Consider the following 11,105-nt stretch of genomic DNA (forward strand, 5'->3'; position numbering starts at 1 on the left):
GGGCGCGCAACGATGAGACTGACCGGGGCGCTGTCACACTGCTGAACCGCCGTGCGGCCCACCCGGGTCGGGGGACACAGGGCCTGGGACCCGGGAACCGGGGCCGAGAACCTCCAGGGTGCACGGACCAAGTTGGGTCAACAGAACGTCGATCAACTGATCGTTTCAGAATGAGTTGAGCTGCGGGTCTTACGCTCGTCGCAAACCCCGGTGCCTGTACGCCGACCGGGGCTACAACTTCGTCAAGTACCGTCGCCTACTGTGGAAGCGCGCCAGCAAGCCGATGGTCGCCCGACGCGGCGTTGCCCACAGCTCCGGACTGGGCAAGGTGCGCTGGGTGGTCGAACGGGCCTTCGCCTGGCTGCACCAGTTCAAACGGCTCCGCACCCGCTACGAACGACGCGCCGATCTCCATCAGGGCCTGCTCGAACTGGCCTGCAGCCTCATATACCTCCGCCGCCTGCGAGCCTCGCCCTGAGACGATCAGTTGGCTAGGCTGAACCACCCCGGCCGCGCCTCGGTCAGAAGCGGTTGCAGCGACTGCACTGCGGACCGCATGTCCTGATCCGTGACGTCAAGAGGCTCCGGCAGGCTCAGCCCATATGCGCGCAGCCGCCAGAGGTCGAAGATTTCACGCCCGTCGGCTGCGAAGTCCACATCGACCTGAGTGCCGCTATCGCTAACGAAGCGGCACCCTGCCCCATGGACCTTGTAGTAGTAGGTACCGATGTGATCACTCCGGCTGATCCGGCGCGAACGGGCCAGGCCGACAACGTCCACCAGCCGCTCGAGCGAGGGGATCGCGGCCCTCATGGCTTCATCAATCGCGTTTAGAGCGCGGACGTATCCGAGTACGAGGTCTCGCGCAGCCTCAACCCGTTCCATACGGTGTCATCCCTCTGGGCCCGTGATTGAAGGGATTGTTCCATGGGGCCTCCAACGTCTAGGTGTATTGACCCGCAGGGTTGTTGACGCGGGTGATGGGTGGCTGGCCTCCGAGGGCGGTGTGGCAGCGATGGTAGTTGTAGGCGTGCAGGAAGCCGTCCAGGGCTGCGGTGCTTTCGTCATTGCTGGTGTAGGGCCGCAGGTAAGCCCATTCCTCGAGCAGGGTGCGGTTGAAGCGTTCGACCTTGCCGTTGGTCTGTGGGCGGTAGGCGCGGGTCAGTTTTCCTGTGGCGCCGATCTCGGTGAGGGCTTGTTTCCAGGCCAGGCCCTTGCGGTAGGCCCAGGCGTTGTCGGTGAGCACGTTCGATGCGGGTGATGCCGTGTGCGTGGAAGAACGCGGCCGCGCGGGTGAGGAAGTCGGCGCAGGTCGCGACCTTCTTGTCGCGGTGGATCTCGCTGTGGGCGAGGCGGGTGTGGTCGTCGACGGCGGAGTGGACGTAGTCGAACCCCATCCCGCCGCGGGTGGCCCGGTCGGCCTGGCGGGCTAGCGTCTTGTGGCCGCCGCCGTCCGGGATACGGCCCAGTTTCTTCACGTCGACGTGGATCAGCTCGCCGGGCCGTGCTCGTTCGGATGATCTGTCCGGTGGGCCGGTCCATGAATGCCAGACGGTTGAGGTCGTGGCGGGTGAGGATCCGGTGCACCGTGGACGGGGGCAGGCCGAGGATCGGGCCGATCCTGGCGGGGCCCAGCTTGCGGTCCTGCCGCAGCCGGCACACCTGGGCCTCCAGGCGGGCCGGGGTGCGGTGCGGTGTCGTGTGCGGGCGGCTGGAGCGGTCGTGCAGTCCCCGCTCGCCCTCGGCGGCGAACCGCCACACCCATTTGTGCGCGGTGGTGCGGGATATGCCCATTTCGGCCGCGACATGAGCGACCGGCCGACCGGAACGGACCCGCTCAACCAGCAGTCGCCTGCCGTGAACGGTCAGCCGGGCATTACGGTGGGACACGAAGACCTCCGTGCGGTGCGGTCCTAGACAGCTCCACCACACCGGAGGTCTTCGCCATGATCAAGCCCTGCGAGTGTCAACAACGCTCGTGATCAATACACCTAGCGGCCGATCTTGTCCAGCTCGGCGAGTTCCTCGTCGGAGAGCGGGAGCCCCGCCCCGGCGACGTTCTCGCGCAGGTGTGCCACCGACGAGGTGCCGGGGATGAGCAGGATGTTCGGCGACCGCCGCAGCAGCCAGGCCAGGGCGACCGACATCGGCGTCGCGCCCAGCCGGGCGGCCACGGCGGAGAGCGCCGTGGACTGCAGCGGGGTGAAGCCGCCGAGCGGGAAGAAGGGCACGTAGGCGATGCCCTTGTCCGCGAGATCGTCGATCAGTTCGTCGTCCTGGCGGTAGGCGAGGTTGTACATGTTCTGCACGCATACGATCGGCGCGATCGTCTGCGCCTCGGCGACCTGCTCCGCCGTCGCGTTGCTCACTCCGAGATGCCGGATCAGGCCCTGCTGCTGGAGTTCGACAAGGGTCTCGAAGGGCTCGGCGAGCGAGCCGGGCCGGGGCCCCTGAGCGTCACCGAGCCGGAGGTTGACGACGTCGAGGGAGGTGAGACCGAGGTCTTCGAGGTTCTCGTCGACTGCGCGGCGCAGCTCATCGGGCTTCCGGGCCGGGGGCCAGCCGCCCTGCTGATCGCGGACCGCGCCGACCTTGGTCACGATGTGCGGCGGTGCGGAGTGCTGAGGATATTCGGAGTGAGGGTTCAGCGCTTCACGGATCAGCTGGTTGGTGAAGCGCGGCCCGTACGCGCCGGCGGTGTCGATATGGGTGATCCCGAGGTCGGCGGCCTCGCGCAGGACGGCGAGCGCGCCGTCGTGATCGGCGGGCGGGCCCATGACTCCGGGGCCGGCGAGCTGCATGGCGCCGTAGCCAAAGCGGGTGACGGTCAGGTCGCCGAGGGACCAGGTACCGCCGGGCAGTGGGGCGGAGGGTGTGCTCATATCAGTGGTGTCTTCCATGTTCTTCATAGTTCTTTCATGCTGAGCCGGATGCCGCGGAGCGCTGTTCGCCACGGGGTCGTTGTTCGCGATGCTCACGCCGGGGGCCGATGCGATCGTCGTTCCGCTCGTACCGCCCATGCTCGGTCGCGGACGAGCGGTGCATCCAACACCGATGCGGTGCCCTGTCATACCCGACAGGTATCACCGAGGTACGGTTGCGGCCATGGACGCCTTGGAGACCCGCGAACTGAGGTACTTCCTGGCCGTAGCCGAGGAACTGCACTTCGGCCGCGCCGCCGAACGCCTCGGCATCGCCCAGCCCCCGTTGTCCCGCGCGATCCAGCAGCTCGAACGGCGTCTCGGCGTCTCCCTGCTGCACCGCAACCGCCGCGGCGTCTCCCTGACCGGCGCCGGAGAAGTGCTGCTGCACGAGGGCCGCGCCGCCCTCGACGCGGCCACCGCTGCCGCTCGCCGCACCCGCCGCGCCGGAGGCGCCGACGGTACGGGCGGCCCCCGCGACCGCCTGGTGCTGGCGGTGAAGGCCGGCGCATCCCACGAACTGCTGCACAAGCTCCTCGACGCCTACGCGGCCGAGCCCGACGCCGCCGAGATCGAGGTGCTGCCGAGCGGTACGTGCGAGCAGGGAGAGATGCTGCGCGACGGCCGCGCCGACGTGGCGCTCATGCACAAGCCGTTCAACTCCCTCGCCGGGTTCGACAGCGAGGAGTTGATGACCGAGGGGCAGGTCGCCATCCTGCCCGCCGCGCACCCGCTCGCCGCGCGCAGGGCTCTGTCCCTGGCCGAGGTCGGCGACATCCCCGGCCTCCCACTCGCCCGCTGGGCCCACAACGGCACGTACCCGCCCGGTCCGGGCCCCGAGATCCACGACCAGACGCAGCTCGCCCAGCTGATCGCCCTCGGCCGTACCGTCGCCGTCTTCCCCGACTCCGCCCGCGCTTGGCTGTGGGCGGAGCACACCGCCGTCCCCCTGTCCGACGCGCCACCCGTCGTCACTCACATCGCCTGGCCGGCGCACAGCCGCTCCCTAGCCCTGGCCGGACTGATCCGCACGGCCACCCGGCTGTGACCTCCTCTTGCCACGCCTGCCTCCCCTCGCCGCTCGCCACGCGCCGCCGTCGCCCTATTGCCGCCCCTGGGAAAAGGAGTCAACCGGCGCTGAACAGCGCGCTGTTGTACGTACGTGCCACCGTTGACGCACTCAGCCGGACCGGAACCGTGCTCAGCCCAGCGAACGGCGCCATCGGGCAGGCGAGCGCCTACTGGCCCCGCCGCCGAGCCGCCTCCCGGCCCGCGACGAGGGTCGCGTACGAGGTCGCGTACGAGAAACGGTTCGGCCAGCCCCCGAGCGCGCACCCGCCCGGGGGTGAGCGACACCCCTCAGCGCCCCCGGCACAGCGCGGCGGCGGATCCGGCGGAGTCACCCAGCACCCGGCCTCGCCGCCCCGGCAAGGGAAGTGGAACCGGCGAGGGATACGGCATTCCCGCTGGCGCCGGGCGACCGGCCGGTGACGCGTTTGAAGGCGCGGCTGAAAGCGGCCTGAGAGGTGTAGCCGAGGCGCAGCGCCACGGACTGGATCGGCAACGTGTCCTGTGCCACCCACTGGCCGGCGAGGAGCATCCGCAGCTCCGTGGCGTAGCGGAGGGGCGGCATGCCGATCGTGGCCTGGAATCGGTCGGTGAAGACGGACCGGGAGACATTGCAAAGGCCCCTCGCCATGATCGGCGAGGGGGCCTTTGCACTGGTGGGCGCGGACGGTTTCGGACCGCCGACATCTGCTTTGTAAGTTCGACCAGACGGCCCGTGCATCTGCGTGCTGCCCCAGCCCCTCGACCCAAGTCAGGCGTGGACGTGCTTTCTGGGACGCTCTCGTGCGCCTACGTTGCCGTCACTTACTGCCGTCACCTCCTACTTCAACGAGCAGCGCCCTGAGCTTGGGAATCACGGGGACTTGGGCACCTGAAGCCTGCTTGACCTGCGACAACGGTCCTGTCTGTGGCTAATGGCGGCTTGCCGTTGTGACCGTGGTTGACCGATGTTCCCTGCCCTATCTGGTGCGCATGTGGTGCGGCAGCCACTGTTCGCGAAAGTCGGAGTGGTCGGTGTAAGGGACGGCCAGGTCCAGTAGGTCGGGACAGGGCCAGCGAGGCGGACCGGACGCGGCGCCCTGCCGGACCCGGGCAGGGACGGCGGCGACACGCTGCCGGAGCTGGCCTCTAGCTCACCTGCATGCGCCGTGCGAGGCTGACGGTGGGGGGATGACAACATGAGGCACATACCTTTCTTCCGCTGGGTTCTGACGGCCGGTTTCATGCTCTTCGCGTGTTCGGCGGGGCTGTACGCGATCGAGTCGGATCCGGAGCTGCCCGCGACGCGTCAGATCGACTTGGCGGTGGTCGATGAGAAGGCTGACGGCACCTGCCGGGTCCGGTGGAGCGACCCGTACGAGAAGAAGACGCGGGAGGGGCCGTACCACTGCGACGCCGGCCGGAGCGACAGCCTCAAGGCGCCGAACTACCCGGACAACCGGGGCTACGGCTGGGCGTCCGGGTTCATGTTCACGAAAGGGCCGAACCGGGGGGACCTGTACGATCTCGAAGCCTTCTCGGAGGAGGACTTCACCACCTCGGACACCCTCCTGCTGCTGGGGGTACTGCTCATCCTGATCGGGCTGGTCGGCGGCAACCTCCGCGCCCTCCCCCGGGTCCTCGGCGTGGAGGCGCGGCTCGTGCGTCGCGCGACCCGGCTGGCCGAGGCTGCCGGGTGGGCAGCCGAAGACTACGCGCGGGCGGTGGACGCGGTGCGGGACGCCGGGCGCCACGGGTCGCTCGACGCGGCACCTGACCCCGAACTGGTCCGCTCCCTTTGGGTTCTGCGGGAGGCCGGGCCGCAGGCACACAGGGCGGCGGCGGACGCCCGGGACCTCGCGAACCGGCTGCGCCCGCTGCTTAGGGAGGCGGCCCCCGCCGCCGGGCTGCGGAACAGGCTCCAGGCCGGACCGGCCGCCCGCGCCGACGCCGAGGCGGCGGTCACCGAGCTGCGCCGGCTGCTGGCCGACGCCGAACGGCACGGCCTGTGGGAGCGGTTCGCGCAGGCATCGGTCGACCTGCTCCGGGGGCAGGACACCGACCGGGCCGCCCTCGCAGCCGGGACGGACTTCGAGCGGGACCCGGACGCCTACCGACGGCTCCTGGAGGGCCTCGCGCCTCTCGAGGCGGCGGCCCGGCCGGAGCCTCTCCGACGCCGCCGTCGGCGTTACTGACCGTCCCACCCGGAACTGGCCCCGTACGGACGGCACTCGTATCAAATCCAGCCCCGACCACCGAGGCAGCCGCCTCCCGGCTCGCAACGCTCAGTCGCTGCTGCACGAAACCTGAGCCAGAACCCTGGGAACCGGGGCCGACCGCCGCTGTCCGCGCCTGTTGGTGTCAGCCACTGATGTCAGGCGTCAGGGCCGTTCTGGACGACGAGCCGGTCGGCTAGTCACCCACCTGTCGCTCGCGCTTGCGTGCTTCCCGGCGTTCCCGGGCTTGTCTGTTGTCTTCCTTGATGGCCTGGATCTCTTGCCGGATACGAAGAGTGAACCAGCAAGCGAGTATTGCGAGGCACAGGCAGCCGATAACCAACGAAGGTACCGATGTCGTATCGCGAAGGCCCACCCATGCCGTGACGGCCAGAAAGCCGACGCCGTACTTAGTGAACTCGCGGTTCACGTCTCCTCCAGGGTCGGGCCGCTCTTGCCGGAGACCGGAGCCTAACGCTCGCTTCGTACTCCCGTGCGAAACCTTCGGAATCTCCCAACCGGCCTCCATCCGCCAGTCACCCCAGCTCCCATCCCGTCCGCCGTCGACCCACACACCGTGGAGCGGGCGTGGTTCATGGCGTCCAGGTGGAGCGCGCCACTGTACGAACGACCTGGACGCCATGGGCCGCGTCTGCTCGGCTCTGCCTGGGTCGGCGGTGGACGGGATGGGAGCTCCCCACGCACACCACTACGGGCCCGCAGTCGGCAACGGTGCCCCCTCCATCCCGGTGCCGGCCGATCCCCCGCCGGAGGCATCATCTTGTGCCCGCGGATGACGTCCCTCCCTTGCCAGCATGCACGCAGCGCGCCGCAGAGGCGGCGCGCACCCGCGCCGTGCGCGGGCCCTTGATGAAGTAGAGAAACTCTTACCGCGCTGCTTGAGTCAGAGTGCGATCGGCTTGTAGGTCAACGCTCGATCGACGATCCGCTCGGCGCTCAGATCGGGATCCAAGTCCCAGTAGATGTAGTCGCTGATATGAGGACATGGGGTCTGCCGCACGATCGGGTGACATCTGAACTGGCTTGCCCTGTAGGGCGGGTGGGAAGGATGTCGCTGTGCCCAAGCCTTATCCGGAAGAGTTCCGCCAGGATGTCGTGCGGGTCGCGAGGAACCGCGCCCCGGGCGTGACGATCGAGCAGGTGGCCGCCGACTTCGGAGTTCACGCGATGACGCTGTGGAAGTGGATGCGCCGCGCGGACATCGACGACGGGACAAGGCCCGGAACGTCCAGCCAGGAGAGCGCGGAACTACGGGAGGCACGTCGGCGGATCAAGCCGCTGGAGCAGGAGTACGATGTCCTGCGCCGGGCCGCGGCCTACCTGTCCCAGGCGAATCTCCCGGGAAAGGGATCTACCCGCTCGTGAAAGAGCTGGCCGGCGACGGGATTCCCGTCACGGTCACGTGCCGGGTTCTGAAGCTCGCCAGGCAGCCCTACTACCGCTGGCTCGACCGACCGGTGACCGATGCTGAGTTCGAGCAGGCCCATCGCGCGAACGCGTTGTTCGACGCTCACCGCGAGGACCCGGAGTTCGGCTACCGCCTCCTGGCCGACGAAGCCCGCAGCGCGGGATCTGGCAGGTCGAGATCACTATGACTGCACCGGCCCTCCGGGCCGCGTGACCGCACCTGTCACCCAACCTTGCATCAGACCCCATGCCGACGGGGGCTTTCGGATAGCGAGCAACAACCACCCACGACAACGAGAAGCCCCGGACTCAGTCCGGGGCTTCTCCTCACACGACTCCGCCCACGGCCGCCTGACGGAGAATCAAGTGGCCGTGGCTAGATTCACTGTCAGTGACGAACGGGGTCCCCCTCATCTGGGTGAGCCACCGATGTCCACGGCTTTTGTGGTGGCGTCGTCGGCCAAGAGACCGAGTTGGGTTTGGGTGCTCTGCCATGCGGCGGACGGTCGCTCGGACGTTCTTCAGCGGCCATCGCACGGGGCGTCGTCCGCAGACACCGGCTTGGTGTCTGCCGCCAGGCAGGAGGAGTACACCCGCGGCGGCGTGGTCCGCGGCTTCGGTTCAGATGTGGCGCCCGCGGCAATGATTGCCCCGGCACAGACGAAGGTTAGCCCTGCCATCGCGGCGAGCCAGGTAGCGCGGCTCACTGATCGCCACGGAAGTGGTCACGAAGATCGTCACGGCAGTCGTCCTCGGTGCCGACCTGGACTCGCGAGAAGACCAGCATTCCGTCTCCCTTGCCTTCCTGCTTGGCCTTGGCCAGCTGCGTCTCGATGTCCGCGATACGCTCGGCGCACTCGGCACTGACGGACTTCTCGGGCTGCGGGGCCGGTGCCGAGGAGGCGTTCAGTTTGGCGGTGGCGGCGAGGCCAGCCGCGCACAGCACCGCCCACGCGGCAATCCACGAGCGGCTCATCCGTATCGACTTAGGCATCCAGGGCATCCTACGAGCGCCGCGGCGGGCTGTCGCCGAATCGGGACTTCCTCGTCGACGAGACTAACGACGGAGCCAGCTGGCGTCGCCGACGCGGGCGGCGGTGTCTGACCGATCGCGCGTCAACTTTGGCCGGCTGTTGTTCAGCCTCGACTGCTCGCCGAAGTCGGCGCCGGCAGAGTTCAGTAGCCGTAGATGACATGGCCATCGCCACCCCCGAGGGCGTTGCGACAGGCGTGGCCGGTCACACCGCCGCTCGCTGACAGCAGCGTCTAGCTACCGATGGGGCTCGGATCACCTGATCCGGGACCCATCGTGGTTTTTGCTGCGTAGATGGCGGAAGGGGCATGGATCGCTCCTGCGGCGGCACCCGGGGTTACTTCGCGAGGCGTGCAGTCCGCAGCATGGAGCGAGGACGAGCTGATCCGGGAGTCTGCTCCTGGCTCAGAAGAGACGGACGAGTCGGCTGCCTGGTCGTCGGCGATGTTGCCGGAGGTGAGGAAGGGAGGGGTGAGAGATCCCGAAGTCGAACCCCTGCGGCGGAGGCCGCTGCCCTGTCAACTGGGCGGTGACCGCCGCCTGCCTGATCAGGAAGGTAGGACGGACTTATCTGCAGGATCAGTACGTACAGGATGCTCGGGCGGATCTCCGAGGTGCCGATGTAGCCGCACCCGTGCGGGCAGCCAATTGCGACGGTACCGCTCGGGCGCCCGGATGCAGGCGCCCCACTCCTGGCACGCGGGCAAGACGTCACTCTCCGTGCTCGCCTCGCCGAACTGGTGGGCGAGGGTTCTGATAGCCTGCTGCGATCTTGGAATTGGGACCCCATCGGTGTGCGCTGGCGATCCGGCTATCGCGCGGTCGCTGCCTTGACGGGGCGGTATCTCATCGCGCGAGCGAGAAGAACCCTGGTGCCGCCGTCTGGCAGGGTTCGGTCCTGGCAGTCCACTTGGAGGGCGTTCGGCGTGCTGTTGGCGGCTCGGTACCAGCTTGAGGAGCTTCTCGGCCGAGGGGGGATGGGGGAGGTCTGGCGCGCGCGAGACGAGGTCCTTGGCCGTCCGGTCGCGGTCAAGCTGCTCCTGGCCGGCGGCATCGACCCGTCGGCCGCGGCCCGCTTCCGGCAGGAGGCGCACACGACCGCTCGCCTGAGCCACCCCAACATCGTCGCCATTTACGACTTCGGCCAGGCCGACGACCGTCTGTACCTGGTCATGGAAATGGTCCAGGGGCGCAGCCTGGCCGACCAGCTGGTCTCGGCGGGGGCGCTCACGCCCCGCGAGGTGGCCGCCATCGGCAGCCAGACCGCCTCAGGCCTGGCCGCCGCACACCGGCAGAACGTCATCCACCGCGACATCAAGCCCGCCAACCTTCTGCTCGCCCCTGACGGCACGGTCAAGGTGGTGGACTTCGGTATCGCCCGCCTCGCCGACGACACGGCGGCCGGGCTCACAAGCGCGGGCATGATCGTCGGCTCCGTCTCCTACCTCGCTCCGGAACGCGCCCTCGGAACCGACGCCGGCCCGGCCTCCGACATGTACGCGCTCGGCTGCGTCCTGTACGAGCTCCTTGTGGGGCACCCGCCCTTCCGCGCGGACACCCCGACCGCACTGCTCTACCAGCACGTCCAGGAGCTGCCCGCACCGCCGCGCAGCATGGGGGCAGAGCTTCCGGTGGAGCTCGAACAACTCGTCCTGGCGCTGCTCGCCAAGGAACCGGAAGCGCGCCCCGGCGCCGAACAGGTCGCGGACTGGCTGTCCACCCCGGGAAGGCGGAGCGCGCCCGCGATGGCACAGCCCACACCACCGCCGTCCGCACGACCGGCCGCCGAGGTGGGACGCACGGCCGTGCTGCCAGCTCCTGCCAAACGACGATCCCGCAGGCGTGACTCCCGCGCGCGCACGGCAGCGATCTCGGGACTCGCAGCGGCCGCTCTCGCGACCGTGGGATACCTCCTCTTCCAGCCAGACTCCGCACAGGTGGCCGCTGCCGACTCCCCTTCCGTGACCCAGGACGCAGTGCCGCCCACTGGCCCCACTCCCTCGTCGTCCGTTGCTTCAGATGCTTCTCCTTCGCCGAGCCCGTCCGCTGCCTCGGACGTCACCGTCGACACACCCGCAGCGTTGTCGAACGACCCCGGTGTGTTGCTCGGCCAGGTGTCCCAGGAACTGAGCGCTGCCGCCGGCGAAGGTCGGCTCGACCAGCACGTCGCCGACGATCTGGAAGACAAGGTCTCCGAAGCCCAGGACAAGCTGGCTGAGGGCAGAGAGAAGGGGGAGGACAAGACCAAGGACGTACGGAAACGGGTCCGCGACATCCGGCACAAACTCGCCGACGCCGAGTTCACCAGTACCCCTGAGTTCGACCGGCTCCTCGATCACCTCGCGTCCCTGGTCGGGGAAACCGACTAGTAGGGCTTTGTTAGGTACCCCGATTGATCATCTGCGGATAGGTTGTGATGTTCTTTCAGGTGTGACACCTGAGGAGATGGACACGGTCCGC

General features: G+C 68.6%; 10 protein-coding genes and 2 pseudogenes. 6 read left to right on the top strand and 6 right to left on the bottom strand.

The genetic code is table 11. The features are described 5' to 3' along the window. Nucleotides 1–196: 196 nt before the first annotated feature. A pseudogene (locus ACNPQM_RS42470) lies at nt 197–478 on the top strand (transposase); the annotation flags it as partial. Nucleotides 479–483: 5 nt separating this feature from the next. Here ACNPQM_RS42470 and ACNPQM_RS42475 read toward each other — a convergent pair. From ACNPQM_RS42475 to ACNPQM_RS42485, 3 genes and pseudogenes are all read right to left on the bottom strand, one after another. Next, complete coding sequence (locus ACNPQM_RS42475) at nt 484–885, bottom strand: DUF6896 domain-containing protein (protein WP_418088197.1); 402 nt, start codon at nt 883–885, stop codon at nt 484–486. A 58-nt stretch (nt 886–943) separates the two neighbouring features. Further along, nucleotides 944–1,890 (bottom strand): annotated as a pseudogene (locus ACNPQM_RS42480) (IS481 family transposase). Nucleotides 1,891–1,991: 101 nt separating this feature from the next. Continuing rightward, nucleotides 1,992–2,882 carry an aldo/keto reductase family oxidoreductase gene (locus ACNPQM_RS42485; RefSeq protein ID WP_418088206.1) on the bottom strand — a complete coding sequence of 297 codons (891 nt, stop codon included), beginning with the start codon at nt 2,880–2,882 and terminating at the stop codon, nt 1,992–1,994. Between the two features lie 223 nt (nt 2,883–3,105). On the opposite strand from ACNPQM_RS42485, the gene ACNPQM_RS42490 reads away from it, so the two are divergent. Further along, on the top strand, nt 3,106–3,969 hold the full coding sequence (locus ACNPQM_RS42490) for a LysR family transcriptional regulator (RefSeq protein WP_418088198.1): 864 nt from the start codon (nt 3,106–3,108) through the stop codon (nt 3,967–3,969). A 351-nt stretch (nt 3,970–4,320) separates the two neighbouring features. Here ACNPQM_RS42490 and ACNPQM_RS42495 read toward each other — a convergent pair whose 3' ends face one another. Beyond that, nucleotides 4,321–4,620, bottom strand: a complete 300-nt coding sequence (locus ACNPQM_RS42495; protein WP_418088199.1) for a helix-turn-helix domain-containing protein — start codon at nt 4,618–4,620, stop codon at nt 4,321–4,323. Nucleotides 4,621–5,167: 547 nt separating this feature from the next. On the opposite strand from ACNPQM_RS42495, the gene ACNPQM_RS42500 reads away from it, so the two are divergent. Further along, on the top strand, nt 5,168–6,163 hold the full coding sequence (locus tag ACNPQM_RS42500; RefSeq protein ID WP_418088200.1) for a hypothetical protein: 996 nt from the start codon (nt 5,168–5,170) through the stop codon (nt 6,161–6,163). Between the two features lie 217 nt (nt 6,164–6,380). On the opposite strand, the gene ACNPQM_RS42505 is transcribed toward ACNPQM_RS42500, so the two are convergent. Further along, entirely contained in the window at nt 6,381–6,614 is a 234-nt protein-coding gene (locus ACNPQM_RS42505) for a hypothetical protein (RefSeq protein ID WP_418088201.1), read from the bottom strand. A gap of 647 nt (nt 6,615–7,261) precedes the next feature. On the opposite strand from ACNPQM_RS42505, the gene ACNPQM_RS42510 reads away from it, so the two are divergent. Then, complete coding sequence (locus ACNPQM_RS42510) at nt 7,262–7,570, top strand: transposase (RefSeq protein WP_418088202.1); 309 nt, start codon at nt 7,262–7,264, stop codon at nt 7,568–7,570. Further along, a complete protein-coding gene (locus tag ACNPQM_RS42515) occupies nt 7,567–7,800 on the top strand; it encodes a hypothetical protein (RefSeq protein ID WP_418088203.1) in 234 nt (77 codons plus the stop codon). Before ACNPQM_RS42510 ends, ACNPQM_RS42515 begins: the two co-directional genes overlap by 4 nt. A gap of 515 nt (nt 7,801–8,315) precedes the next feature. Here the strand turns inward: ACNPQM_RS42515 and ACNPQM_RS42520 are convergent. Beyond that, nucleotides 8,316–8,606, bottom strand: a complete 291-nt coding sequence (locus ACNPQM_RS42520) for a hypothetical protein (protein WP_418088204.1) — start codon at nt 8,604–8,606, stop codon at nt 8,316–8,318. 965 nt (nt 8,607–9,571) lie between these two features. Here ACNPQM_RS42520 and ACNPQM_RS42525 point away from each other — a divergent pair. Then, nucleotides 9,572–11,014: a serine/threonine-protein kinase gene (locus ACNPQM_RS42525; protein ID WP_418088205.1), complete on the top strand. Its 1,443-nt coding sequence runs from the start codon at nt 9,572–9,574 to the stop codon at nt 11,012–11,014. Nucleotides 11,015–11,105: the final 91 nt, after the last annotated feature.

It is taken from the genome of Streptomyces sp. NPDC056231 (assembly GCF_048270745.1).
GTDB lineage: Bacteria > Actinomycetota > Actinomycetes > Streptomycetales > Streptomycetaceae > Streptomyces.

What these genes read in the sequence shown, in the direction of transcription:
- ACNPQM_RS42475 (WP_418088197.1), bottom strand. Translation starts at nt 885, where the DNA reads ATGGAACGGGTTGAGGCTGCGCGAGACCTCGTACTCGGATACGTCCGC.
- ACNPQM_RS42495 (WP_418088199.1), bottom strand. Translation starts at nt 4,620, where the DNA reads ATGGCGAGGGGCCTTTGCAATGTCTCCCGGTCCGTCTTCACCGACCGA.
- ACNPQM_RS42490 (WP_418088198.1), top strand. Translation starts at nt 3,106, where the DNA reads ATGGACGCCTTGGAGACCCGCGAACTGAGGTACTTCCTGGCCGTAGCC.
- ACNPQM_RS42485 (WP_418088206.1), bottom strand. Translation starts at nt 2,882, where the DNA reads ATGAGCACACCCTCCGCCCCACTGCCCGGCGGTACCTGGTCCCTCGGC.
- ACNPQM_RS42520 (WP_418088204.1), bottom strand. Translation starts at nt 8,606, where the DNA reads ATGCCTAAGTCGATACGGATGAGCCGCTCGTGGATTGCCGCGTGGGCG.
- ACNPQM_RS42500 (WP_418088200.1), top strand. Translation starts at nt 5,168, where the DNA reads ATGAGGCACATACCTTTCTTCCGCTGGGTTCTGACGGCCGGTTTCATG.